Source organism: Streptomyces sp. NPDC037410 (genome assembly GCF_055602235.1).
In genome coordinates this window covers 138,914-163,189 of sequence record NZ_JBVJWR010000003.1, presented here as the reverse complement: position 1 = coordinate 163,189, position 24,276 = coordinate 138,914, and the positions used below count along the sequence as shown (strand labels likewise).

25 protein-coding genes are annotated in these 24,276 nt (G+C 73.4%); 16 read left to right on the top strand and 9 right to left on the bottom strand.

Annotated features, from left to right (window positions below; translation table 11 throughout):
* Window positions 1-26: 26 nt before the first annotated feature.
* From ACZ7HT_RS06125 to ACZ7HT_RS06110, 4 genes are all read right to left on the bottom strand, one after another.
* Entirely contained in the window at window positions 27-1,934 is a 1,908-nt protein-coding gene (locus ACZ7HT_RS06125; RefSeq protein WP_471160414.1) for a CocE/NonD family hydrolase C-terminal non-catalytic domain-containing protein, read from the bottom strand.
* Window positions 1,935-2,131: 197 nt separating this feature from the next.
* Window positions 2,132-3,244, bottom strand: coding sequence for a PP2C family protein-serine/threonine phosphatase (locus tag ACZ7HT_RS06120; RefSeq protein WP_471160411.1), 1,113 nt, complete (start codon window positions 3,242-3,244; stop codon window positions 2,132-2,134).
* 1 nt (window position 3,245) lies between these two features.
* Complete coding sequence (locus ACZ7HT_RS06115; protein WP_471160408.1) at window positions 3,246-4,874, bottom strand: MFS transporter; 1,629 nt, start codon at window positions 4,872-4,874, stop codon at window positions 3,246-3,248.
* Complete coding sequence (locus tag ACZ7HT_RS06110) at window positions 4,871-5,470, bottom strand: TetR/AcrR family transcriptional regulator (RefSeq protein ID WP_471160405.1); 600 nt, start codon at window positions 5,468-5,470, stop codon at window positions 4,871-4,873. Before ACZ7HT_RS06110 ends, ACZ7HT_RS06115 begins: the two co-directional genes overlap by 4 nt.
* 298 nt (window positions 5,471-5,768) lie before the next feature.
* Here ACZ7HT_RS06110 and ACZ7HT_RS06105 point away from each other — a divergent pair, with 298 nt between their 5' ends.
* The 6 genes from ACZ7HT_RS06105 (at window position 5,769) to ACZ7HT_RS06080 (ending at window position 10,946) form a co-directional block, all read left to right on the top strand.
* Entirely contained in the window at window positions 5,769-6,350 is a 582-nt protein-coding gene (locus ACZ7HT_RS06105) for a TMEM165/GDT1 family protein (protein WP_471160402.1), read from the top strand.
* Between the two features lie 66 nt (window positions 6,351-6,416).
* Window positions 6,417-6,572 carry a hypothetical protein gene (locus ACZ7HT_RS06100; protein WP_471160399.1) on the top strand — a complete coding sequence of 52 codons (156 nt, stop codon included), beginning with the start codon at window positions 6,417-6,419 and terminating at the stop codon, window positions 6,570-6,572.
* Window positions 6,573-6,647: 75 nt separating this feature from the next.
* Window positions 6,648-7,265, top strand: a complete 618-nt coding sequence (locus tag ACZ7HT_RS06095; protein WP_471160397.1) for a TetR/AcrR family transcriptional regulator — start codon at window positions 6,648-6,650, stop codon at window positions 7,263-7,265.
* Window positions 7,249-8,907 carry an acyl-CoA dehydrogenase family protein gene (locus ACZ7HT_RS06090; RefSeq protein WP_471160394.1) on the top strand — a complete coding sequence of 553 codons (1,659 nt, stop codon included), beginning with the start codon at window positions 7,249-7,251 and terminating at the stop codon, window positions 8,905-8,907. Before ACZ7HT_RS06095 ends, ACZ7HT_RS06090 begins: the two co-directional genes overlap by 17 nt.
* Window positions 8,908-9,019: 112 nt before the next feature.
* On the top strand, window positions 9,020-9,553 hold the full coding sequence (locus tag ACZ7HT_RS06085) for a VOC family protein (RefSeq protein WP_471160392.1): 534 nt from the start codon (window positions 9,020-9,022) through the stop codon (window positions 9,551-9,553).
* Window positions 9,554-9,656: 103 nt separating this feature from the next.
* Window positions 9,657-10,946 (top strand): M20 metallopeptidase family protein, encoded by a 1,290-nt coding sequence (locus tag ACZ7HT_RS06080; RefSeq protein WP_471160389.1) that lies wholly within the window; start codon window positions 9,657-9,659, stop codon window positions 10,944-10,946.
* On the opposite strand, the gene ACZ7HT_RS06075 is transcribed toward ACZ7HT_RS06080, so the two are convergent.
* Window positions 10,879-11,826, bottom strand: a complete 948-nt coding sequence (locus ACZ7HT_RS06075; RefSeq protein ID WP_471160386.1) for a LysR family transcriptional regulator — start codon at window positions 11,824-11,826, stop codon at window positions 10,879-10,881. The two genes, ACZ7HT_RS06080 and ACZ7HT_RS06075, sit on opposite strands and share 68 nt — an antisense overlap.
* 130 nt (window positions 11,827-11,956) lie before the next feature.
* On the opposite strand from ACZ7HT_RS06075, the gene ACZ7HT_RS06070 reads away from it, so the two are divergent.
* From ACZ7HT_RS06070 to ACZ7HT_RS06060, 3 genes are read left to right on the top strand one after another with little or no spacing between them, the layout of a single operon-like run.
* The gene (locus ACZ7HT_RS06070; RefSeq protein WP_471160383.1) at window positions 11,957-13,216 is read left to right on the top strand and encodes an MFS transporter; all 1,260 of its coding nucleotides are present in this window, start codon (window positions 11,957-11,959) and stop codon (window positions 13,214-13,216) included.
* Window positions 13,216-13,533 carry a cupin domain-containing protein gene (locus ACZ7HT_RS06065; protein WP_471161099.1) on the top strand — a complete coding sequence of 106 codons (318 nt, stop codon included), beginning with the start codon at window positions 13,216-13,218 and terminating at the stop codon, window positions 13,531-13,533. The genes ACZ7HT_RS06070 and ACZ7HT_RS06065 overlap by 1 nt, the downstream gene beginning before the upstream one ends.
* Before the next feature lie 51 nt (window positions 13,534-13,584).
* Window positions 13,585-14,205: a TOPRIM nucleotidyl transferase/hydrolase domain-containing protein gene (locus ACZ7HT_RS06060; protein WP_471160380.1), complete on the top strand. Its 621-nt coding sequence runs from the start codon at window positions 13,585-13,587 to the stop codon at window positions 14,203-14,205.
* 22 nt (window positions 14,206-14,227) lie between these two features.
* Here ACZ7HT_RS06060 and ACZ7HT_RS06055 read toward each other — a convergent pair whose 3' ends face one another.
* Complete coding sequence (locus tag ACZ7HT_RS06055) at window positions 14,228-15,061, bottom strand: cache domain-containing protein (protein WP_471160377.1); 834 nt, start codon at window positions 15,059-15,061, stop codon at window positions 14,228-14,230.
* Window positions 15,015-15,866, bottom strand: a complete 852-nt coding sequence (locus ACZ7HT_RS06050) for a FadR/GntR family transcriptional regulator (protein ID WP_471160375.1) — start codon at window positions 15,864-15,866, stop codon at window positions 15,015-15,017. The genes ACZ7HT_RS06055 and ACZ7HT_RS06050 overlap by 47 nt, the downstream gene beginning before the upstream one ends.
* A gap of 129 nt (window positions 15,867-15,995) precedes the next feature.
* Between ACZ7HT_RS06050 and ACZ7HT_RS06045 the strand changes: the two genes are divergently transcribed.
* The 4 genes from ACZ7HT_RS06045 to ACZ7HT_RS06030 are packed head-to-tail and all read left to right on the top strand — an operon-like array spanning window position 15,996 to window position 20,059.
* Window positions 15,996-17,033, top strand: coding sequence for an ABC transporter ATP-binding protein (locus tag ACZ7HT_RS06045; RefSeq protein WP_471160372.1), 1,038 nt, complete (start codon window positions 15,996-15,998; stop codon window positions 17,031-17,033).
* A gap of 54 nt (window positions 17,034-17,087) precedes the next feature.
* On the top strand, window positions 17,088-18,287 hold the full coding sequence (locus tag ACZ7HT_RS06040) for an ABC transporter substrate-binding protein (protein WP_471160369.1): 1,200 nt from the start codon (window positions 17,088-17,090) through the stop codon (window positions 18,285-18,287).
* A 10-nt stretch (window positions 18,288-18,297) separates the two neighbouring features.
* Entirely contained in the window at window positions 18,298-19,221 is a 924-nt protein-coding gene (locus ACZ7HT_RS06035) for an ABC transporter permease (protein ID WP_471160366.1), read from the top strand.
* 22 nt (window positions 19,222-19,243) lie between these two features.
* Window positions 19,244-20,059, top strand: a complete 816-nt coding sequence (locus tag ACZ7HT_RS06030) for an ABC transporter permease (RefSeq protein WP_471160364.1) — start codon at window positions 19,244-19,246, stop codon at window positions 20,057-20,059.
* 66 nt (window positions 20,060-20,125) lie between these two features.
* Here ACZ7HT_RS06030 and ACZ7HT_RS06025 read toward each other — a convergent pair whose 3' ends face one another.
* Both ACZ7HT_RS06025 and ACZ7HT_RS06020 read right to left on the bottom strand, forming a co-directional pair.
* Window positions 20,126-21,541, bottom strand: coding sequence for a L,D-transpeptidase (locus ACZ7HT_RS06025; RefSeq protein WP_471160361.1), 1,416 nt, complete (start codon window positions 21,539-21,541; stop codon window positions 20,126-20,128).
* A gap of 136 nt (window positions 21,542-21,677) precedes the next feature.
* Complete coding sequence (locus ACZ7HT_RS06020; RefSeq protein WP_471160359.1) at window positions 21,678-22,163, bottom strand: SRPBCC family protein; 486 nt, start codon at window positions 22,161-22,163, stop codon at window positions 21,678-21,680.
* Between the two features lie 179 nt (window positions 22,164-22,342).
* On the opposite strand from ACZ7HT_RS06020, the gene ACZ7HT_RS06015 reads away from it, so the two are divergent.
* The 3 genes from ACZ7HT_RS06015 to ACZ7HT_RS06005 all read left to right on the top strand — a co-directional run bounded on the left by ACZ7HT_RS06015 (window position 22,343) and on the right by ACZ7HT_RS06005 (window position 24,054).
* Window positions 22,343-22,933: a PadR family transcriptional regulator gene (locus ACZ7HT_RS06015; protein WP_471160356.1), complete on the top strand. Its 591-nt coding sequence runs from the start codon at window positions 22,343-22,345 to the stop codon at window positions 22,931-22,933.
* Between the two features lie 101 nt (window positions 22,934-23,034).
* The gene (locus ACZ7HT_RS06010; RefSeq protein WP_471160353.1) at window positions 23,035-23,484 is read left to right on the top strand and encodes a peroxiredoxin; all 450 of its coding nucleotides are present in this window, start codon (window positions 23,035-23,037) and stop codon (window positions 23,482-23,484) included.
* Window positions 23,485-23,655: 171 nt separating this feature from the next.
* Window positions 23,656-24,054: an SHOCT domain-containing protein gene (locus ACZ7HT_RS06005; RefSeq protein WP_471160350.1), complete on the top strand. Its 399-nt coding sequence runs from the start codon at window positions 23,656-23,658 to the stop codon at window positions 24,052-24,054.
* Window positions 24,055-24,276 lie beyond the last annotated feature (222 nt).

The following is a 24,276-nucleotide window of genomic DNA, read 5'->3' as shown; positions in this document are numbered from 1 at the left end:
GTGTCCCCGCCTCGGCTCCGGCGCCCTCACCCCAGCGGCAGTTCCAGGAACGCCGGGGCCCCCTCCGGGGAGCTGACGACGGTCTGCGTCCAGGTGACGGAGGCGTCGCCGTACAGCGGGTCCTTGCTGTCGACGACCAGCATCAGACGGTGTCCCGCGGCGATGTCGTACGCGGCGGCCTGGAGCCGCCAGGTCATGGTGCGGTCCTGGTCGGGCGTCAGCCCGTACACGTTGAGCGGTTCGTGGGTGATGATCCGGGCGGTGCCGTCCTCGGCGACGTCGAAGAGGTGGGCGACGAGGCAGGCGGAGGCGGCCGTGGAGCGGACCGTGAGGCGCAGGCGCGGCACGCCGCGGATCCGGCGGCCGGCCGTGCCCTCGCCTCCCGGGGCGATGCACGAGGCCGTGAACGGGGTGGTGGTCCAGACGACGGCGTGCCGGCGGTCGATCTTGCGGGTGTCGTAGGCCTTGGGGTTGCCGGCCCACTCCGCCTGGCCCGTCTTCATGAGGGCGTCCATGACGGTGGCCTCGGTGTCCACGCCCGCGAGGAACGCGCGGCGCCAGCCGGTGACCTCCGAGGGCGCCGACGTCTCGCCCGCGGGCAGGAGCCGGCCGTCGGTGCCGCCCGCGCCGTCGCCGGTGAGGCCGAGGACCTCGACGCCGGTGGTGACCCGGCTCCAGTCGGCGCGGCTCTCCCGGCGGGCCTCCTCGACGATGCGGTGCTCGCCGGTCGGCTCGCCCGTGCCCGGGTCCAGGACGGGTTCCGTGACATAGGTGAACATGACCTGGTTGCAGACCTGTTCCCAGTCCTCCACCCCGTTGCGCTCGCCCTTGAGGTGGTGGTCGAGCCAGGCGTACGCCTCGGCCAGGGGCAGGTCGGCCTCGCCGGGCTCCGAGCCGATGAGTCCCGGTCCCTCGGGGGCGGCGTGGTCGCCGATCCAGAGGTTGAGCCGCTTGGGGACGTCGAGGCCCTCGAAGGTCCGCAGGAGCTGGTTGACGGCGAAGAGGCCCTCGTGCCAGGTGTTCGAGAAGAAGGTCGGGGTCTCGTTGTCGTTGGTGAGGTGGAGGTACGACTCGGGGGCGCGCAGCCGGCCCCACTCGACGACCCGGTCGAGGTTCCGGTCGGCGAGGAAGTCGGTGAGGATCTCCCGGTTCCGCTCGTCGAACTTGGTCTCCACCGGGCCGCCGGTGAGCGCCAGGAGGGCCTTCACGGCCGCGAGGTGGCGGGTGCCGTGGTCGTAGAGGCTGGTGGCGAGGTTCCCCCACGTGCTGAGGCCGACGACGGCGGTCACGCGGTCGTCGTGGGCGGCGACGAGCTGGCTGATGCCGGAGCCGTAGGACTCGCCGAGGAAGCCGATCGCGCTCGGGGCGAGGTGATCGGTCGCGAAGTCGATGACGGCGGAGCCGTCGGCCCAGTCGTGGGGTCCGGCGACGTCGACGAAGCCCTCGGAGGTGGAGGGCAGTCCGGGGATGCCGAGGCCGCGGGGCGTGTAGGCGAGGACGTGGTAGCCCCTGCGGGCGAGGTCGAGGTACGCCCGGAGGAAGAGCGGCCAGCCGAAGGGGGTCCAGCCGGCCGGGACGACCACCAGCGGGTGGGGGCCGGGGCCGAGCTGCCGGAGGCTGAGGGCGGAGAGCCGGATGCCGTCCATGGCCTCGATGCGGTGGTACGAGGGCAGGGCGAGGTTCCGTACCTCGTCGACGTGCGCGGCGAGTTCGGCGGGGAGCAGGGCCGCGGGTCCTTCGCCGGTGCCGTTCAGGAGCGCGGTGGTGAGGGTCTGGCCGAGCCGGACGACGTCGGGGTCGACGGTGCCGTCGGCGGCCCAGAGGCCGCGGCCGGTGAGGCGGGAGGCCTCGGCCGCGGTGAGGCCCGCCGTGATGCCCGGGAAGCCGGGGAATTCTTCGGACGATCCGTTGGCGAAGGGATTGGCCTGGGGCACGTGCACCCGTTCCTCTCGACTGGGCTGCTGGCGGTCCGCGCTGCGGATGGTCGCAAGCCTCACGTACCGGGAACGGAGCGACCAGAGCGCACGAACGGCGCACAGGACGCGCAACCGGGCGTCAACGACACAAGCCGCCCCGGGCGGGTGGTTTGGAAGGTCAGGGCCGACGCGCGACCGTGCGGGGCACGGCCTCGTCACTGGCTTTCGGGCGGGCGGACCACGAGGACGGCCGCCACGTCGTCGTCGAGTCCGTCCGCCCCGTAGTCGGCGAGGTCGCTGTGGAGGAGCGCGGGAAGCTCCGCGGCCGGTTTCCGGGCCCAGCCGCCCAGGCGCAGCTCCAGCGGGTAGAAGGTGCCGGCCCGGTCGCGGGTCTCGCTGACGCCGTCGGTGTAGAGGAGCAGCCGGTCGCCCGGGCCGAAGGGCACCTCCTCGATCCGGTGGTGGTTGTCGGCGAGGCCCGCGAGGTTGACCGGCAGGGAGGGGTCGGCGAAGTGCACGGGCTCGACGCCCGTCGCGCGCTGGAGCAGCGGGGCGGGGTGGCCGCAACTGAGGAGCCGTACGACGTCACGGCCGTCGGGGAGCTCCACCAGGACGACGGTGGCGAAGCGTTCGGCGGCGTCGGAGTCCGGGTCCCAGGCGCCGTAGCGGGCGAGGCCCTCGTCGAGCCGGTCCGCGAGGTCCGCGAGGTCGCGGGCCTCGTTGACGGCGGCGCGGAAGGAGCCGAGCAGGACGGAGGCGGTCTCGACGGCGCCGAGGCCCTTGCCCTGGACGTCGCCGAGCATGACGCGCACCGCGCCGGGGATTCTGACGGCCTCGTAGAAGTCGCCGCCGATCCTCGCCTTGGCCGCGGCCGCGACGTACAGCAGATGCAGGTCGAAGCGGCCGAGGCGCTCGGGCAGTGGGCGCAGCACGACCCGCTGGACGACCTCGGCGACGGCGGTGACCTCCCGCAGGTCCTGCTCGTAGCGGGTCCTGACCCGGCTGACCCAGGCCGCGACGCCGGTGACGGCGGCGATGACGGCTTCGCTGGCGAGGAGCTCGGAGGGGGACGACACGTCCCTGGTGGGGTTGAGGAGCACGCGGGCGGCCATGGCGAGCAGTCCGATGCCGATGGTCCCGCGCACGCTCCACGTGACGGCGGCGAGCGCGGGCGCGGCGACGAGGATCCGGTCGAAGCGCTCCCGGTCCGGGGTGAGCAGGTCGGCGAGGACCGCCAGGGCCAGGACCAGGAAGGGCAGGGCGCGACCGAGGTTGAACTGGGTGCGCGTCGCCGTGCCGGGAGGAGGGCGGTGACCGGCTGCGGGCATCTCATGATCGTACGCAGGGCCGTCGGCGGGGCCGGGGTGCCGCGGGCTCCGGGCGTGTCCCACCGGGGAGGGCGAGTGCGGCGGGGAGGGCGAGTGCGGCGATCGCCGCCAGGACGGGGAGGGCGGCGCCCCGGGCCGGTACGAAGCCGCCGTCCGGGACGAGGGCGAGGAGCAGGGTCGCGGTGGCGACGCCGAGCGCCGGGCCGACGTTCATCGCGGTCTGCTGGAGGCCGCCGGCGACGCCGGCGTGGGCCTCGGGGGCGCGGTGCACGACGACGGAGGTCGCGGTGACCATGAGCGTGACGAACCCGGCGCCGATGAGCGCGGACGCGCCGCCGACGGCGGCCGCGCCGGCCGTCGCGTCGAGCCGGGAGAGCAGCGTGACCCCGAGCGTGAGCAGCGCGGCCCCGGCGGTCGCGGTGCGCCGGGGCCCGAAGCGGCGCTGGAGCGGCGGGCAGAGCGGCGTGCCGAGGATCATGAGGGCGGCGAGGGGGAGGACGCGCAGCGCGCAGGCGAGGGGGTCGAGCCTCTGGACGTCCTGGAGGAAGTACGTGACCACGAAGAGGGCGCCGGAGAGGGCGGCGGAGGCCGCGAGGAGCACGGCGAGCCCCGCGACGACCGGCACGCTCCGGAGCAGCGCCGGGGGCAGCAGGGGGTCCACGGCCCGCCGCTCGTGCCGCGCGAAGGCCACCCCGGCACCGAGGGCCGCGCCACAGGCGAGCAGGGCGATCCCGCCACCACCGGGGCGGGACGCCTGGTCGAGCCCGTGAACGAGCAGCCCGAGCGCGGCGGCGAGCAGGAGGGCGCCGAGCGGATCGATCCGGGCGGGGCGGGACGCCGGGCGGGCGGGGGAATCCGCCGGGGGGTGGTCCGGCGCGTCGAAGGCGCCACGCGGCGCGAGCACAGGCGGGCGGGACGCCGGGCGGTCGAGGGAGTCCACCGGACGGTGGTCCGGCGCGTCCAGGGCGACGAGGCTCGGCGCCGGTCGGTGCGCGGTGTCCGCCGGTCGGTGGTTCGGCGAGGTCAGGGCGCCCGCAGGACCCCGCACAGCCGGGCCAGACGCCGGGTGTTCGGGCGTGTGTGCCGGGTGGGGGTCCTTCGCCGTCAGGGCCAGCAGGCCGATCGCCAGGGTCGGGGGTACTCCGAGGAGGAAGACCGCGCGCCAGCCGTACGAGGAGACCAGTGCCCCGCCGATGACGGGGCCGGTCGCGGCGGCGAGGCCGATGGCGGCGGTGCGTACGGCGATCGGGGTCGCGAGCCGCTCGGGCGGGAAGGCCGTGCGCAGCATGCCGAGGGTGGCGGGCTGGAGGAGCGCCCCGCAGACGCCCTGGAGCACGCGCAGGGCGATCACGGCGCCGATGCCGGGCGCCAGGGCGATTCCGGCGGAGGCGGCGGCGAAGCCGAGGGCGCCGACGGCGAAGACCCGGCGGTGGCCGTACCGGTCGCCGAGGCGGCCCGCGAGGACGAGGAGGCTCGCGACGGCGAGCAGGTAGCCGGTGCTGGTCCACTGCACCTGGCCGACGTCGGCGTGCAGATCGCGCTGGAGGGCGGGCTGGGCGACGGTCAGGACCGTACCGTCGAGGGCGACGACGGCGGCGCCGACGACGCTGCAGGCGAGGGTGCGGTTCACAGGGCGGTGTCCCCCAGGTGGGCTGCGAGCGCGGCGGACAGGAGGGGGCCGGGGTCGTCGCCGCCGGTGGCGAGACGGAGGCTGCCCCAGTGCCAGAGCTGGGCGATGCCGTGCAGGTTGGCCCAGAGGGCGCCGGCCAGGACGGCGGGGTCGGCCGCCGGGCGGGCTCGGGCGACGAGCCCGGTGAGGTGGGCGAAGAGCGGCAGGCTGGTCTCGCGCAGCCCGAGCCGGCCGCTCTCGAGGAGGTCGTGCCGGAACATCAGCTCGTACATGCCGCGCCGGTTCTCGGCGTAGTCGAGGTAGACCCGGGCGAGCACCTCGATCCGCTCGCGCGTCGGGGCCCCTTCGGGGTCCTCCTCGGCGACGCGCGCGGCGAGTTCGGCGAAGCCCTGGCGGGCGATGGCGGACAGCAGGTCGAGGTGGGTCGGGAAGTACCGCCGTGGGGCGCCGTGGGAGACGCCGGCGCGGCGGGCGATCTCGCGCAGGGAGAGGGCCTGGGCGCCTTCGGCGTTGACCAGTTCGACGCCGACCCGGACGAGCCGGACGCGCAGTCCGTCCTCGTGCGTGTCGTCGGGAGTGTTCTCGTGCAGGGACATAGACACTGTCTACCAAGATCGAGTAGACAGTGTCTACCCGATCGCGCGCCCTGATCCGTTACACTGGGCGACAGCGAAGGGGAGTAGCCCTGCGAACCGGTCGTCGACACACTGGAACCCCCGGGTTCCCGGTGACCGGGTCCGCGTATGACGCGGACGGGCGAGACCTTCGGCCAGGCAACAGCCACGTCCGCGTTCCCGTGGGCGTGGTCCGTCATGCCGGGCCGAGTGGTCCTCCCGTCGCCCACCGAGGTGTCGTGCGGAGCCGCGGGGCCCGGACCGAGCAGAGAGCCCCGGTATGCACCTCGACCCCTTGGCGATCCTCACCGCCTTCGGGCTGATCTTCCTCGCCGAGCTTCCCGACAAGACGATGTTCGCGTCCCTCGCCATGGGCACGCGCATGCGTCCGCTGTACGTGTGGATCGGCACCTCCACCGCCTTCCTGGCCCACGTCGCCATCGCGGTGGGCGCCGGCAGCCTGCTCGGGCTGCTCCCGGGCTGGACCGTCAAGCTGGTCTCGGCCCTGATGTTCGGCTTCGGCGCGTTCATGCTGCTGCGCGGCGGGGGCGACGACGAGGCCGACGAGGGCGGCCGGACGGTCAGCGGCTTCTGGCCCGTCTTCTCGACCGCGTTCATGGCCGTCTTCATCAGCGAGTGGGGCGACCTGACCCAGATCACCACTGCCAACCTGGCCGCCACCAACGGCACCTGGTCGACGGCGATCGGTTCCTTCGCCGCCCTGACGACGGTCTCCGCCCTCGCCCTGGTCGCCGGCCGCTTCATCGCCAAGCGCGTCCCCCTCAAGGTCGTGCAGCGCATCGGCGGCGTCTGCATGGCGGGCCTCGCGCTCTGGTCCCTGACCGAGGTCTTCACCGGCTGAGCAGCCCCTCGCTCCGGCGCACGCCCCTTCCCGCTCCGGGAAGGGGCGTGCACCGTTCCGGGCCCGGTGGAGGTACAGCGGGTGCGCGGCGAGCTGGACGGTCTCGTCGCGCTGGTGGAGTCGCACTTCACGTACGAGGAGAAGAAGCTCGTCTCGGCCCTCGACGAGCTCGGCACCCCGCTGCCGGACGACTTCGCGCTCCGCGATCTGACCGGCGGCTGATTTCTCGGCACCAAGAGGGCGGGCGCCACCGTCCGGCCTCTTGATGAAGCAGTGAATCACTGCTTCACTCCTTCCATGCCCTACCGACGCACCCCCGCCGTCCAGGCCCGGCTCGACGCCCAGCGCGTCTCGGTCGTCGACGCGGCCCTCGGGCTGCTCGCCGAGCAGGGGTACGCGGGCTGCACGATGGCCGCCGTCGCCGCGCGCGCCGGAATCGCCACGGGCAGCGTGTACCGCCACTTCCCGAGCAAGGCCGAACTCTCCGTCGAGCTGTTCAGGACGGTGGTGAGCCGGGAGGTCGCGGCCGTCTCCGAGGCGGCCGGGCAGGCCGGGCACCGATCGGCGGCCGAGCGGGTGGTCGCCGTGATCGAGACCTTCGCCCAACGGGCCCTGAAGTCGCCGCGCCTGGCCTACGCGCTGCTCGCCGAACCGGTCGACCCGGCCGTGGACGCGGAGCGGCTCGTGTTCCGGCGCGCGTTCCGGGACGTGTTCGCCGCGCGCGTCCAGGAGGGCGTGCGCTCGGGCGAGCTGCCGCCGCAGGACGCGGTCCTGACGGCCTCGGCGCTCGTCGGGGCGGGCGCGGAGGCGCTCGTCGGACCGCTGGCGGAGGGGTCCGTGGGGCCCGAGACCGTACCCGCACTCGTCACGTTCACCCTGAGAGCTCTGGGAGTTCCCGATGCCGACCACGCATGAGGTCACCAACCAGGTACCGCCGCTGACCGGTTACGACGTCTCCGCCGACCCCGCGCTCCTGGAGGCGCTGCGCCGGGAGGGCGCGGGCTGGGCCGAGGCCGAGGTCCGCGAGCTCGGGGCGAAGGCGGGAGGCGAGGAGGCGCAGGAGTGGGGGCGGCTCGCCGAGCGCCACTCCCCCGTGCTGCACACCCACGACCGGTACGGGCACCGGATCGACGAGGTCGAGTTCCATCCGTACTGGCACGAGCTGATGGACACGGCCGTCCGGCACGGGCTGCACGGTGCCCCCTGGCGCGACGAGCGGCCGGGCGCGCACGTGGCCCGCGCGGCCAAGGTGTTCGTGTGGGGGCAGGCCGACGCCGGGCACCTGTGCCCGGTCTCCATGACCTACGCGGCGGTGCCCGCGCTGCGGGTCCAGCCGGAGCTCGCCGAGGTGTACGAGCCCCTGCTGACGTCCTCCTCGTACGACTTCGGGCTGCGGGTGCCGACGGAGAAGCGCGGGCTCATCGCCGGGATGTCGATGACCGAGAAGCAGGGCGGCTCGGACGTCCGGGCGAACACGACGCGTGCGGTGCCGACGGGCGAGCCCGGGCAGTACGCGCTGACCGGCCACAAGTGGTTCACCTCGGCTCCGATGTCGGACGTCTTCCTCACCCTCGCGCAGGCTCCCAGCGGCCTGTCCTGCTTCCTGGTGCCCCGGGTGCTGTCCGACGGCACCCGCAACGCGATCCGGCTCCAGCGCCTCAAGGACAAGCTGGGCAACCGGTCCAACGCCTCCTCCGAGATCGAGTACGAGGGCGCCCTCGGCACGCTGGTCGGCGAGGAGGGGCGCGGGGTGGCGACCATCATCCGGATGGTCAACATGACGCGGCTCGACTGCGCCATCAGCTCGGCCTCCGGCATGCGGCTCGGGCTCGTGCAGGCCGTGCACCACGCCACGCACCGCGAGGCGTTCGGGGCGCGGCTCGTGGACCAGCCGCTGATGCGGAACGTGCTCGCGGACCTGGCGGTGGAGGCGGAGGCCGCGACGGTCGCGTCGCTGCGGCTGGCCGGCGCGGTGGACCGGGCGGCGCGCGGTGACGCGGAGGAGGAGCAGCTGCGGCGGCTCGGGCTCGCGGTCACCAAGTACTGGGTGTGCAAGCGGGCGCCCGCGCACGCGGCCGAGGCGCTCGAATGCCTCGGCGGCAACGGCTACGTCGAGGACTCGGGCCTGCCGAGGCTCTACCGGGAGTCGCCGCTGCCGTCGATCTGGGAGGGCTCGGGGAACGTCGCCGCCCTCGACGTGCTGCGGGCGATGGTCCGTCAGCCGGAGGCGGTGGAGGCGTACTTCGCGGAGGTCGACCGGGGCGCGGGCGCCGACCGGCGTCTCGACGCGGCGGTCGCGGGCCTCCGCAAGGACCTCGCGGGGCTCGGTGACCCGGAGGCGGTGGCGTACGGGGCACGGCGGCTCGTCGAGCGCCTCGCCCTGGTCCTCCAGGGTTCGCTGCTCGTCCGGCACGGCCACCCGGCGATCGCGGACGCGTTCTGCGCCTCACGCCTGGACGGGGACCGGGGTCTCGCCTTCGGGACGCTGTCGGCGGGCGTGGACACGGCGGCGATCATCGCGCGCAGCGGCCCGGACGCGGTGAGCACACCGGCCTGACCGGTCCGACGGAAACCTCCGGGGTTCCTTCATGTCGGACAGGATCTGGCCTACTTCACGCCTAGCGTCATTCCTGTCCGGCACCGAGGGTCACATCGACGGAGGGATCACCATGTCCGAGCAGAGCGGCACCGCCCCGAAGGGCTACACGACCATCGCACCCTGGGTCGTCACCGACGACACGGGAGCCTTCCTCGACTTCGTCGCCCAGGCGTTCGGCGGCGAGGAGCTCGCGCGGGTCGCCACCGAGGACGGCGCGATCGGGCACGGCGAGATCCGGGTCGGCGACACCGTCGTACTGGCCTTCGACCGGCGCGCGGACTGGCCGGTCCTGCCGAGTCTGCTGCGCGTGTTCGTCGCCGACGCGGACGAGGCCTTCGACCGGTCCGTCGCGGCGGGCGCCCACGTCGTCACCCCGTTGGCCGACGACGCCTTCGGGCAGCGCGGCGGGCGGGTCCGGGATCCCTTCGGCAACATCTGGTGGGTGGCGAGCCGGGTCGAGGAAGTCGCCGAGGACGAGATGTGGCGGCGGCTCAAGGACCCGGTGTACGCCGAGGCCATGCGCGTGGCCCAGGCGACCCTCGACGCCGAGCTGAGCGGTCGCGACCACGGGCGCAGCAGTGCACCCGTCGGCCCGACCGACTGACCTCACGGTAGGTGTCCGCACCGTGCCTCGTCACGCCCGGGGTGGCAGGCTGTTCCCGCACGGTTCCCGGCCGCGGCGTCAGCCGGTACGAGAGGGAGTCCCCTTGGGCAGCGAGGCGATCCACGAGGAACTGGACAAGCGGGCGGCCGGCGCGGCCGAGCAGGTGGTGGCCTGGCGGCGCCATCTGCACCGGCATCCGGAGCTGTCCAACCGGGAGGTGAACACGGCCCGTCTGGTGGCGGACCATCTGCGCTCCCTCGGCCTCGACGAGGTCCGTACGGGCATCGCGGGGCACGGCGTCGTGGGCGTCCTGCGTGGTTCGGCGGCGGACGGCGGGCGGGTCGTGGCGCTGCGGGCGGACATGGACGCGCTGCCGGTGAAGGACCTGTGCGGGACGGACTTCGCCTCCGAGACGGTGGACGCCGACTACCCGGGCGGCCCGTTCCCCGTGTCGCACGCCTGCGGGCACGACTGCCACACGGCGATGCTGATGGGTGCGGCGACGGTCCTCGCGGGTGTCCGTGAGCGGCTTCCCGGCACGGTCCTCTTCGTCTTCCAGCCCGCCGAGGAGGGCCCGCCGGTGACGGAGGAGGGCGGGGCGCGGGCCATGGTCGAGGCGGGCGCGTTCGCCGGACCGGTGCCGACGATGGCCTTCGGCATGCATGTGACGCCGTATCCGAAGGGGTACGTGGGATACAGGATCGGCAACCAGTACGGGGCGTCCACCCTCGTCCGTATCGTCGTCACCGGAAAGCAGGTGCACGGCTCCACGCCCTGGGAGGGCGTCGACCCGATGCCCGCGGCCGGCGCGGTCCTCACCGGCATCGGCCAGCTGTACCGGCAGGTCTCGGCCTTCGACCCGGTCACGGTGACGATCGGGCACGTCGAGGACGTGGGCCGGTTCAACATCATCGGCCAGACGGTGACCCTGTGGGGCACGGTCCGCTGCGCCGTGGAGTCCGACATGGCCGAGGTCACGCGCCGTCTGACCACGCTGGCCGAGCACTCGGCGGCGGCGTACGGCGCGACGGCCACGGTGGAGTACCTCCAGTCCGTGCCGCCCGTGCACAACAGCGGGCCGTGGGTGGAGGCCGCGCTGCCGACCTTCCGCCGGGTGGCCGGCCGGGAACGCGTGGGGGAGACGGGTGCGACGCTCGGCTACGACGACGTCTCCGAGTTCATCGGCCGGTTCGGCGGTCTGTACGTGATGCTCGGCGTCCAGGACGCCACGCTCGACGCCTCGGGACGACCGGTCCCGGTGGAGGGCGGACGCGGCCTCGTCACCAACCACAACCCGCATTTCTACGCCGACGACGACACCCTCGTCACCGGTGTCCGTCTCCACGCGCATGTGGCGTACGACCATCTGACGGGCGCTCTGGTCGTCCGGTAGCGAGACCTTCGACCGTCGCCACGAAGGCCCTGAGCAGGGCGGAGTCGGCGCCGGTGGGCCACACGAGGCCGTAGGCGAGGGGCGGGACGCCGTGGAGCGGCACGTAGGCGATGCCGGGCCGGGGGTGGTAGCGGGCCCCGCGGGCCGCTCCGGGGGAGGCGCCCCGGCCTGCGGTCACATGGGAGAGGACCTCCTGCCAGGTGGCGGCGACCGGCCCGCGGCCGACGGGGGCGCCGGACGGGGTGCTGCGCGGGTAGTGGTGGTCGGTCCAGTAGCGGGGTACGGCTCCGCCGGGTGCGATGAGGTCGAGGCCCGCGAGGTCCTCCGGGCCGAGGGCATCGCGGCGGGCCAGCGGGTGTCCGGCGGGCAGCAGCAGGACCCGTTCGTCGGTGACGACGACGGGGCCGGTGGTGAGGTCCGGCTCGTGGACGGGGAAGGTGGCGCACTGGACGTCGAGCGTGCCGTCCCGGAGGGGACGGACCCCGCCGTCGAGGGGGACCTCACGGACGGTGATCTCGCAGTCGGGGTGCGAGGCGAGCAGGGCGTCGGCGGCGGCCGTGAGCACTTCGCCGCCCCACGGGGTGCCGAAGCCGACGCGCAGCCGGCCATGGACTCCGCGCCCCGCTGCGGTGGCGCGTTCGAGAGCGGCCCTGATCTGCCGGTACGCGGGCAGCAGGTCCTCGTAGAGGGCGTGGCCGACGGGGGTGAGCCGGACGCTGCGGCTGGTGCGGGCGAAGAGCGGGGTGCCGAAGCGGCGCTCCAGCTTCTTGACGGTCTGGCTGATCCGGCCGGTGGAGACGCCGAGGCGCACGGCGGTGCGCCCGAAGTGGAGTTCCTCGGCGAGGGTCAGGAACGCCTCCAGTTCGTACCGTTCGAGCACCGGCCCCTTCCCTCCACGTCCGCTGATCGTTGAGTGTGGCTCAACGCCGGTTTCATGATGACAGCTTGATCGGCCGGGGTGGCGGCCGGGAGCCTGGAGACCACCCCCTCCCCCGTACGGAAGGCCCTCCGTGGTCCCACGCCCCCTCGCCCCCGCCACCCCCGCCGGGCCCGTGAACGTCCTGCTCCTCGCCGTGGCGGGGGCGGTCACCGTCGCCAACATCTACTTCCCGCAGCCGCTGCTCGCCGCCGTGGCGCACGGCCTCGACGTGTCGGAGCGGACGGCGGGTCTCCTCGCCTCGGCCGCCCAGATCGGGTACGCCCTCGGCATCCTGCTGCTCGTGCCGCTCGCCGACTCCGCGCGGCTGCGCCGCCTCACCTCGGTGCTGCTCGCCCTGACCAGTGCCGCCCTGGTCGTCGCCGCGGCGGCGCCCGACGTGGTCACCCTGGCGCTCGCGACCCTCGCGCTCTCCACCACGACGGTGCTGCCGCAGATCCTCACCCCGGTGGCGGCGGTGCTCGCGGGGCCCGGGCGGCAGGGCCGGGTCGTGGGTCTGGTGGGCCTGGGCCTGACGCTGGGCTCGACCCTGTCCCGTACGGTCTCGGGCGCGGTGACCGACGCGAGCGGCAGCTGGCGGGTCGCCTACCTGGTGGCGGCCGTGACGACGGCGGCGCTCCTCCTCGTCCTTCCCCGCCGGCTGCCCGAACGGCTGGGGTCGCGGGGAGACACCTCGTACGCCGGGCTCCTGGCCGGGCTTCCCCGGCTTCTCGTGGTCCATCGGGAGCTGCGGATCTCGGCGCTGCTCGGGGCGTGCGTCTTCGCCGCGTTCAGCGTCTTCTGGTCCGTGCTCGCCTTCCACCTGGCGGCCCCGCCGCTCGGGTACGGGCCGGGGGCCGCGGGGCTCTTCGGGGTGCTGACCCTGCCGGCGGCGCTGCTCTCGGCGGCGGCCGGGTCGCTGGCCGACCGGTACGGGGCCTCGGCGGTGAACGCCGGCGGGCTGGTCTGCGCGGGGCTCGGCCTCGCGGCGGCCGGGCTCGCCCCGTACTCCCCCGTGGCCCTCGTGGCCGGGGCGAACCTGCTGGTGGTGGGGGTCAGCTCCTGCCAGGTGGCCAGTCAGGCGCGGATCTTCGGGATCGGCCGGGCGGTGGCGGCCCGGGTGAACACGGTCTTCATGCTGGCCACGTTCGGCGGCGGGGCCCTCGGCTCGCTCGCCGGGACCTGGCTGTACGCGGCGCACGGCTGGACGGCCGCGCTGCTCGCCGCGGGAGCGTGCGTCGCCCTCGGCGGGCTCGTGGTGGTCCGCGCGCGACCCGCGGCCCCGAGTTGCGTCCGGGACGTCACACGGGAGGCTGGGGGTATCCGTCCGCGCATCCCGCAGGGAGAGTCATGATGCTGGACCTCACCGCCCTCGCCGACGAGCACCTGGCCGCGGCCCGCACGGCCGCGCACGGGCGCAGCGCCCACCTGGTGATGCATGACGGGGTGCTGCGGCAGACCGTCATCGCCCTGACGTCGGGCACGTCGCTCGACGAGCACAACGCGCCGCCTGCCGCGAGCCTCCTGGTGCTGCGGGGCCGGGTGAACCTGACGGCGGCCGGGTGGACGGAGGAGCTGCGTTCCGGCACGCTGCGGATGATCCCCAAGGAGCGGCACGGGCTGACGGCGCTAGAGGACGCGGTGGTGCTGCTGACGGCCGTGAACGACTGAGGGCCCGATATTCCGGTGCCGTACGGGTGCGTGGCCGTGCAGACTCGCCCCATGGCAGACATGAGGGCGTTCCAGGAAGAGATGGGCCGCTGGGCGTTCGACGATCACGGCGGCGACACGGCACGGGAGCTGGCCGTGGCCCTGGGGCTGCGGACGGCGGTGCTCCTGGAAGGGCCGAGCGACTTCGCGGCCGTCGAGACGCTGGCCGCGCGGCACGGCCGGGACCTCGCCGCGGAGGGCGTGTGCGTGGTGTCGATGGGCGGGGCGATGAGCGTCGCCCGCTACGCCGAACTGCTCGGACCGCCCGGTCTCGACCTGCGCCTGACCGGCCTGTGCGACAGACGCGAGCGGGGCTTCTACGAGCGCGGTCTCCGCCGGGCCGGCGCGCCTGACCAGGACTTCTTCGTCTGCGTGGCGGACCTGGAGGACGAGCTCATCCGCGCGCTTGGCCCGGCGAAGGTCCAGGAGATCATCGAGGCGGAGGGCGACATGCGCCCCTGGCAGACCTTCCTCAGCCAGCCCGCACAGCACGGCCGGCCCCGGGAGCAGCAGCTGCAGCGCTTCCTCGGGACGAAGAAGGGCCGCAAGATCCGCTACGGCACCCTCCTGGTGGAGGCCCTCGACGCGGGCCGGGTGCCGGCGCCGCTGGACGGGCTCCTGGCCAGTCTCTGACCGGTGTTGCTCCCGGCGTGGCTCAGGGGTCCGTCGTGACCAGGACGAGCGGAGTGCCTCCGCAGGGCCGCAGACGCAGGCCGTCGACGCGGTGTTCGACCGGTGGCCCGGCGAGGACGGCGGCGAAGTCGGGGCCCTTGGTGAGGGATCCGGCGAGATGGCCGGGGTCGGTGGAGGCGGCGACCCGGCCCCGCGCGTTGACGAGCCGGGCCGGTGCGGGCAGCCGCTGGAGCACCGGGAGCACGGCCGCCTCGAAGTGCCGCAGGTAGACGTCGGCGGCGGCCACGCCCACGAAACGGCCGCCGAGTTCGACCGGCGCGGAGAGCGTGAGGCTGTACTCGTCGGAGCACAGGTAGTCCACGTAGGGGCCGGCGGCCGCCCGGTGACCGGTCTCGCGGGGCAGGGTGTACCAGTCCCAGTGCGTGTAGTCGGAGTAGGCGGAGTGCTCCGGGTCGAGGTCGAGGAGGAGCGGGCGGACCGCTCCGTCGGGGCCGCGCTGCCACCACTCAAGACAGCCCGGTACGTCGGCGAGGAGTCCGGGAGCGGCGACGAAACCCACGCCCGAGACCAGCGGATGGTCCGCGAGCCGGGCGCGCAGGCCGGGGCGCAGGGCCGTCAGGTCGGCGGAGACGGGCTGGCGGCCGGGACCGGCCACCCGGGCGAGCAGGGCGGCCGTGTCGGCGCTGGTCTCGGCGACGGCGGCGAAGACCTCTTCGAGGGTGTCCCGGACGCGTCCGACCACCTCGTCGGCGGCCTCGTCGAACGGGTCCGGGGCCCGGTGCGCCGTCGTCACGCCCGCGCGCGCGGTGTCAGTGACGGCCCCCGCGGGGCTCGCGAGCCCGGTGCTCCTGCCCATGCGTGTCCTCCTCGGGACGGGACTCGGTCGCGCGGCCGGGGGTGCCGAGGCGCAGCGCGATCAGCCGCCCCACCGACTCCCGTACACACGTCTCGGAGAGCGTTCTGGCCCGCTCGTCGGCCTCATCCTGCACGGCGGAGATCACGGCGCGGTGACGATCCGACACATTGCCGAGATGGGCGGGGTCGTCGAGGACGAGGCAGAGGAGCGCGCCGAGGTCCGTCTGGAGGGCGATCTCCTCGCGGGTGAGGCGGGCGGACTGGGCTGCGGCGGCCAGTTCGACGTGGAAGCGGCCGTAGAGCCTGCTGCGGGTCGCCGGGTCGGCGGCGGCGGCGAGTTCCTCGACGGTACGGGTGAGGGGGCGCAGGTCTCCGGGCTGGGTGCGGCGGGCGGCGAGCAGGGCGGCGGCGCCGGAGACGGCGGCCCAGTGGTCGCCGAGGTCGCGGAGCTCCTCGGTGGACCAGGCGGCGAGGCGGGCGCGCAACCGTTCCTGCGGCGGGGTGTCGGGCAGGGTGACGAAGCTGCCGCCGCCGCGGCCCCGGCGGGTGGTGACGAGGCCTTGCTGGCGCAGGGCCATGAGGGCTTCGCGCAGGGTGACGGTGGAGACGCCGAGCTGTCCGGCGAGTTCGGTCTCGCCGGGCAACTGCTCGCCGTCGGCGAGGAGTCCGAGTTCGATGGCGTCGCCGATGCGGCGGGCGACGGTGTCGACCCGGGCCCGGGTGTCGACGGGGGTGAAGACGGCCCTGCGGGCGGCGCCGGTCCGGGCCGCGCCGCCTCCGTCGTCCGGCCTGCCGTTCGGTCTCACGGTTAACCACCTCGCGTCGAGCGTTGACTCAGGCTTTACCTTAAAGGGGTCTTGAGATTTGAACTATGACTTCATATCTTTACGCTCACGCCCGAGCAACGCTCCACCGCACCAGAAAGGTTCCCGCCCATGGAGGGAATGGCGATCCGGCTGACGGGACTGCGCAAGACCTACGGCCGGACCGAGGCCGTGGCCGGGGTGGACCTGGAGATCGCGGACGGCGAGTTCTTCTCGATGCTCGGCCCTTCCGGTTCCGGGAAGACGACCGTGCTGCGGATGATCGCCGGCTTCGAGGAGCCGACCGCCGGCACCGTCGAACTGGCCGGCCGCGACGTCACCCGGCTCGCCCCCTTCGAGCGGGACGTGCACACCGTCTTCCAGGACTACGCGCTCTTCCCGCACATGACGGTCGAGCAGAACGTCGCGTACGGGCTCAAGGTCCGCGGCGTGCCCCGCGCCGAGCGTCTCGTGCGCGCCCGTGCCGCCCTCGCCCAGGTCGGCCTCGACGGTCTCGGGAAGCGCCGGCCCGCCGAGCTCTCCGGCGGCCAGCGCCAGCGGGTCGCCCTGGCCCGTGCGCTCGTCGGCCGTCCCCGTGTGCTGCTGCTCGACGAGCCGCTCGGCGCGCTCGACCTCAAGCTCCGCGAGCGGATGCAGGTCGAGCTCAAGGAGATCCAGCGGGAGGTCGGCATCACCTTCGTGTTCGTCACGCACGACCAGGAGGAGGCCCTCACGATGAGCGACCGGATCGCCGTCTTCCACCAGGGGCGGATCGAACAGGTCGCCGCTCCCGCCGAGATCTACGAGCGCCCCGCGACCCCCTTCGTCGCCGGCTTCGTCGGCACCTCCAACCTGCTGACCGGGGAGACCGCCCGACGGGTGGTCGGGGCGCCGGGCACGTACAGCATCCGGCCGGAGAAGATCCGGATCCTCTCCGACCACGAGGCACCCGGCGACCCCGGGCACGCCACCGCCGCCGGCACGGTCGCGGAGGTCGTCTACCTCGGCGACTCCACCCGCTTCCTGGTCGACCTCGACGGCGGCGGCCGGTTCACGGCCCTCCAGCAGAACCTGGAGACGTCCTCCGCCGACCTCGCCGCCTTCCGGGGCGCCCGGATCGGCCTCCAGTGGCACCCGAGCCACGCGGTGAGCGTCCCGGAAACCCCGTAAGTCCCCCTGCGTCTCTCTCGTCAGGCCCCGTCCCCTCACGCAACGGAGAACCACGTGCGCCCGCACCGCTCCCTCCTGACCGCAGCCGCCCTCTCCGGGCTGCTCCTCGTCACCGCCTGCGGATCGGCCGACCCGGCGGGGTCCGGGAAGTCCGGCGGCCTCAACCCGCCCGCCCTGAAGGCGCCGACGGCGCTCGGCAAGGCCGAGGGCGAGGTCAATCTGATCGCCTGGGCCGGTTACGTCGAGGACGGCTCCAACGACCCGAAGGTCGACTGGGTCAGCGCCTTCGAGAAGCAGACCGGCTGCCAGGTCAACGCCAAGACCGCCGCCACCTCCGACGAGATGGTCTCGCTGATGAAGACCGGCGCGTACGACGCCGTCTCCGCCTCCGGCGACGCCTCCCTCCGTCTGATCGCCTCCGGCGACGCCGCGCCCGTGAACACCGCGCTCGTGCCGAACTACGCCGACGTCTTCGCCGGGCTCAAGAACAAGGACTGGAACTCGGTCAAGGGCGTCGCCTACGGCATCCCGCACGGCCGCGGCGCCAACCTCCTCATGTACGACGCGCAGAAGGTCACGCCGGCCCCCGACTCCTGGTCCGCCGTCTTCGACAAGGCCTCGGCGCACAGCGGCAAGGTCACCGCCTACGACTCCCCCATCTACCTCGCCGACGCCGCCCTGTACCTCCGGGCGACCAAGCCCGAGCTCGGCATCAAGAACCCGTACGCCCTCGACCAGAAGCAGTTCGACGCCGCCGTGGCCCTGCTCAAGGAGCAGAACGCGCACATCGGCGAGTACTGGAGCGACTACCTCAAGGAGATCTCCGCCTTCAAGAGCGGCGACTCCGTCGTCGGCACCAGCTGGCAGGTCATCGCCAACCTCGCCAAGTCCGAGGGCGCGAAGGTCGAAGCGGTCCTCCCGAAGGAGGGCTCCACCGGCTGGTCCGACACCTGGATGGTCTCGGCCAAGGCCAAGCACCCCACCTGCGCCTACAAGTGGCTCGACTGGATCGTCTCGCCGAAGACCAACGCGCAGGTCGCCGAGTACTTCGGCGAGGCCCCGGCCAACGCGAAGTCGTGCGCCGAGACCGCCGACAAGAACCACTGCGCCGTCTTCCACGCGAGCGACGAGGCGTACTGGAAGCAGGTCCACTTCTGGACCACGCCCATCGAGCAGTGCCTGGACGGCCGCACGGACACCCGCTGCGTGCCGTACGCCAAGTGGGTCCAGGCCTGGACCGAGATCAAGGGCTGACCCCGAAGCCATGACCGCACTCTCCCCCGGGCTCTCCCCCGAGTCCGCGACGCGAACCGCCGGCCCCGGACGAAGCGCCGTCCGGCGGTTCGCCGGGGCCCTGCACCGGCGGCCCCGGCTGCGCCTCGCCGCCCTGCTCACCGCCCCGCTGCTGTGGCTGGTCCTCGCCTACCTCGGCTCCCTCGCGGCCCTGTTCCTCTCCGCCTTCTGGTCGACCGACGCCTTCACCTCCGAGGTCGTCCGGATCTGGACCTCGCAGAACTTCGAGGAACTCGTCAGCTCGCCCGTCTACCGCACCGTCGCCCTGCGCACCATCGGCGTCGCCCTCGCCGTCACCGCGCTCTGCGCCGTCATCGCCTTCCCCCTCGCCTTCTACACCGCGCGCGTCGCCCACCCGCGCCGCCGCCCGCTGTTCGTGGTGGCGCTGCTCATGCCGCTGTGGGCCGGCTACCTCGTGAAGGTGTACGCCTGGCGCCTCATCCTCTCCGAGGGCGGACCGCTCGACTGGGCGCTGCGGCCGCTCGGCCTGAGCGGACCGGGGTACGGGCTCACGGCGACGGTGCTCGTCCTGACGTACCTCTGGCTGCCGTACATGGTGCTGCCGATCCACACCGCGCTCGCCCAGCTCCCCGACAACCTCCTCAACGCCTCGGCCGACCTGGGGGCGAGGACCTGGCGGACCTTCGTCTCGGTGGTGCTGCCGCTGGTGTGGCCCGCGGTGGCCGCCGGGTCCGTCTTCACCTTCTCCCTGAGCCTCGGCGACTACATCACGGTGCAGATCGTCGGCGGCAAGACCCAGCTGATCGGCAACCTCGTCTACTCCAACGTCACCCTGAACCTGCCGCTGGCGGCCGCGCTCGGCACCGTGCCGGTCGCCGTCATCGTGCTGTACCTCCTCGCCGTGCGGCGCTCCGGCGCGCTGCGCAGCCTGTGACCGGCCGGAAGGACCGCGACCGATGAACCTCTCCCGTCCCGCGCGGATCGCGCTGCGCACCGCGGCCGGTCTCGGATTCGCGGCGATCTACCTGCCGCTGCTGCTCGTCCTGCTCGGCTCGCTCAACCCGGACCGCTCGGCGAGCTGGCCGCCGCCCGGGCTCACGCTCGACTGGTGGGCGAAGGCCTGGGACAACGAGGGCGCCCGCGCGGCGCTGTGGACCTCGGTCCAGGCAGGGCTCGCGGCGACGGCGGTGGCCCTGGTGCTCGGCACGCTCGTCGCCTTCGCGGTGCAGCGGTACTCCTTCTTCGGACGGGAGGCCGTCTCGTTCGCGGTCGTGCTGCCGATCGCGCTGCCGGGCATCGTCACGGGCATCGCGCTCAACTCGGCCTTCGGCACGGTCCTGGCGCCCCTCGGCGTCGGACTCGGGATGTTCACGGTGGTCGTCGGCCACGCCACTTTCTGCATCGTGGTCGTCTTCAACAACGTGGTGGCGCGGCTGCGGCGGCTGCCCGGCTCGTACGAGGAGGCGGCGATGGACCTGGGGGCGCACACGTTCCGCGTCTTCTGGGACATCACCTTCCCGCTGCTGCGCTCGGCGCTGCTCGCGGGCGGGCTGCTCGCCTTCGCGCTGTCCTTCGACGAGATCGTGGTGACGACGTTCACGGCGGGACCCGGGGTGCAGACACTGCCGGTGTGGATCTTCAACAACATGACCCGCCCTCAGCAGGCGCCGGTGGTGAACGTGGTGGCGGCGGCGCTCGTCCTGCTCTCGGTGATCCCGATCTACGCGGCGCAGCGGCTCTCCTCGGACACGGCCGGCGGCGGACGGGTGTGAGAGGTCGGCGGGGTGCCTTCCGCACCCATGCGAGCGTCACGCGCACGCTCGCGCTCCTCCCTGTGTTCAGAGTGTCGGGCTCAGCGCCCCCGCGGCCGGGCTGGACGCGGGGGCGGCGGCTTCTGTCGTGTCGGTGGTGTCTGCGCTTTGTCCGCTGTCTGTGCTGCCTGTGCTGCCTGTGCTGCCTGCGGCCAGGGCGCTGCCCCGGAGCCACTGGGGCCAGCTGAGGTTCCAGTCGCCGAAGCCGTTGTCGAAGGGCGTCATGAGCTTCCCGTACCCGTTGACGACCCGTACGAGATCCCCTTCGCGCACCGTCCGGAACAGCCAGGCGGCGTCCTCGGTGCTCATGCCCGTGCAGCCGTGGCTGACGTCCTCGCTGCCCTGGGAGTCGAGCGACCAGGGCGCGGCGTGCAGGTACTCGCCGCTCCAGGTCACCCGGGTGGCCCAGCGGACCTTGAGGTCGTAGAAGTCCGTGCTGCCGCGCTTGATGCCGATGGAGTCGCCGCGCATGCGGACCAGCGGCTCCTTGCCGAGGACGACCTTGATGCCGCCCCGGGTGCGGTAGCCGGCCTTGCCGGTGGTGACCGGGAGGGTGCGCAGGAGCTCCCCGTCGCGGAAGACGGTCATCTCGTGGGCGGAGACGTCGGTGACGGCCTCGATCCGGGGGCCGGTGGTGAACATGAGGGGCCGTGAGGGGCCGCCGTAGAGGCCGCCGCCGATGTGGGCCCCGTCGAGTCCGCTGTGGACCCGGACCGTGGCATGGGCCGGCCAGTACGTGCGGGGCCGGTAGTGGAGGGTGGCGTCGTCCACCCAGTGCCAGGCGCCGTCCACGGGGGGCACGGACCGTACGTCGAGCGCCCGTTCCACGGCGCGCCGGGCGTCGGGGGCGTCCTCCGGCACGGGCCGGCTGAGCTCGGCGGTGACCGGTCGGCCCACCCCGAACGTGCCGCCGTCCTCGGGTCCGAAGGTGACGGTCAGCCGCTCCCCCGCGGGCATCGGGGCCGTCCGGAAGTCGAGGCGGGCGCGGTGCGCGCCGCCGGCCCCGGTCCCGTCGACCACGAGGCGGGCGGCGTAGCGCGCTCCGGCCGGCAGGGGCGCGGCGCTGGTCCACCGGGTGTGGTCCGCGCTCTGCCATCCGGCGATCCGGTGGCCGCGCTGATCGGTGACGGTGACGTCGGCGAGCGCTCCGGGGGTGCGGAGCACCAGCTCGACGGGCCCGGTGGCCCGCGGGCCGAGTGTGAACGGCCGCCCGGTGAGGACGCGGTCGCCGCCGAGGACGACCGTGTGGCGCGGGTCGGAGCACAGGCCGCCGCCGGCGGCACAGCCGTCGACCGCGAGGACGGCGGTGGTGTCCCGGAAGGCGGAGGCCCGGTGGGCGCGCTCGGGGTCCCCGTCGAACGTCTGGGCCGTCGTGCTGACGAGGACGGCTCCGACGGCGAGGGAGAGCGCTCCCCACCCCCGTGCGGATCGGCGTGACGACACGTCGGACATCCTCCCGTTTCCCGCGGAGACGTCGGCGGACAGTGCCGACCGCAGCATCAAAGCGGATGAGAGGAGGAAAAGATGATCACGTCGGTGGGCGTGGCGGCGGAGTCGGGGGCGAGACGACTCGAATGGGTCAGCGGGGCGGTTCCGGAAGCTCCTCACCGGTCTCCAGGAGGGACTTGAGGCTGGAGATCAGCGCGGGCCACCCCTCGCCGATCAGTGCCTTGATCGTGCCGTCGGGCTCCAGGTCGCCATGGGTCACCGTGAGCTTGACCGTGTCGCCGGAGGGCTCGATCACGAAGGTGACCCGGGACCGGCGCTCGCGCACGAGACGCTGGTACACCTCCTCGTCGAGCCGGACCGCCTCCGCCCAGTCCGGGGTGAAGGTGTGCCAGGTGTACGAGAGGAGGCGGCCCGGCTCGGCCGCGAGGACGACCTGCTCGGGGTCCACGGTCCTGCGGCCGTTCTCGTCCCAGACCATCGACGCGCCCGGGGTCCACACCGACTCGAAGGCGACGCCCCAGTAGCGACGCGTGAGCTCCGGCTCGGTGAGCGCCTGCCAGAGCTCCTCGGGGGTGGTCCGGATATAGGTGGTGTAGACGAACGTGTCGCTGTCCATCGCGCTGCCCCTCGGATCTGCTCCCCCGCGGCCTGCCCCTCTCCAGCCTAGGCAGGCGCCGGACGGACGTGCCAGCGAAGAACCCCCGTCCGGCACCCCGGTGCCCCGCCGGTCGACCGGGTGCGGAGGAGTTGATTAGGTGCGGAGGAAACTATTCAACGTGCTGCTAGCGTGTCCTGATGTCCCTCAAGCACGCCGTCCTCGCAGCTCTCCTGGAGGGCGAGGCCTCCGGATACGACCTGGCCAAGATCTTCGACGTGTCCGTCGCCAACTTCTGGGCCGCCACCCCGCAGCAGCTCTACCGCGAGCTGGAGCGGCTCGCCGAGGCCGGTCTGATCACGGCCCGCGTGGTCGAGCAGGAACGGCGCCCCAACAAGCGGATGTTCAGCCTCACGGAGCCGGGCAGGCAGGATCTGGTCGCCTACACGACGGTGCCGCCGCGTCCGAGCGCCGTCCGCGACGAGCTGCTCGTGCAGGTGCAGGCCTGCGACGAGGGCGACACCGCGGCCGTCCGGGAGTTCGTGGCCCAGCGGATGGAGACGGCGCGGGCGAAGCTGGCCCGCTACGACCGGCTGCGGGACTGGATGCTCGACGGGCGCGACGAGGACACCTATCTGGGTGAGGCGGAGCGCGTCGGCCCGTACCTCACGCTGATGCGCGGGCGGTTCTTCGAGGAGGAGAACCTGCGCTGGGGGGAACAGGCCCTCGCCGTGCTCGACCGGCGCGCCGCCGCACGGAGCGCGGCTCCCCGGGCCGCCCAGCGGGCGTGAGCCGCCCCGAGGGATGACGCCGGTCCTACTCTGCGGTAACGTCACCGCCGGCCACCGGAGGCACCGGCGGCGACCCAGGAACGGATCGGGACGGGCCTGAGATGAACGTCGGTGACCTCGCCGAGGACTTCGCGCTGCCGGACGAGACGGGCGCCCCGCGTTCGCTGACCGGCCTGCTCGCGGAAGGTCCGGTCGTCCTCTTCTTCTACCCGGCGGCCCTCACACCGGGCTGCACCGCCGAGGCCTGTCACTTCCGCGACCTCGCGGCCGAGTTCCGTGCCGTCGGCGCCCTGCCCGTCGGCATCAGCTCCGACGGGGTGGAGCGGCAGCAGGAGTTCGCCGAGCGGCACTCGCTCGGCTACCCGCTGCTGTCCGACCCGGACGGTGCCGTACGGGAACGGTTCGGCGTGAAGCGCGGGTTCTCGCTCGCCCCGACGAAGCGGGTCACGTTCGTGATCGGCCAGGACCGCCGGGTCCTGGAGGTCGTCCGCAGCGAAATCCGCATGAGCGCCCACGCGGACCGCGCGCTGGCGGCCCTGCGGGGGGCCTGATCCCGCTTCCGGTCGTACGAGGGTGCGTCGCCGGGAGCGGCCTCCATCCGAGCACGGCGGTGTCGGGTGCGCACGTGCAGCCGACACGACATGCGGACCCGTGGCGACTGAGTGAGACTCGCTCCATCGCCAGGCCTCCCACCGGCCTGCGCGGGAACGGAGTGTGCCGGAATGGACGACTACCCCGCCCTCAACCTCTTCTGGACCATGCTGTGGTTCTTCCTCTGGATCATGTGGCTCTTCCTGCTGTTCAAGGTGATCACGGACATCTTCCGTGATCACTCGCTCGGCGGATGGGGCAAGGCCGGCTGGCTGATCTTCTGCATCCTGCTGCCCTACCTCGGCGTCCTGGTCTACGTCATCGCCCGCGGCAAGGGCATGAGCCAGCGGGACGTCAAGCAGGCCAAGGACAGCGAGGCCGCGTTCCAGGACTACATCCGCAAGACCGCCGGTCCGCAGGGCGGTGGTGGCGGGGCCGCCGACGAACTGACCCGGCTCTCCGACCTCAAGGAGAAGGGCGCGATCACGGCCGAGGAGTTCGAGAAGGCCAAGGCCAAGGTCCTGTCCTGAAACCCCACAAGCGGCGCTCCGGACGACGCGGCGCCGGTACGGCGGGAGGCGGGAACGGCGCCGGGCTCGAGGGTTCGCTGCTGCGGGAGGTCGCGGCGGAGCCCGGGAGGCTGCCGGAGGCCCTCGCCTCCTTCGCCCTGCGCCACCTCGGCCCCGGGGCGGGACCGGCGGTCGAACGCCTCCGCGCCGCCCATCCCGACGCCGACGCGCCGGCCCTGCGCG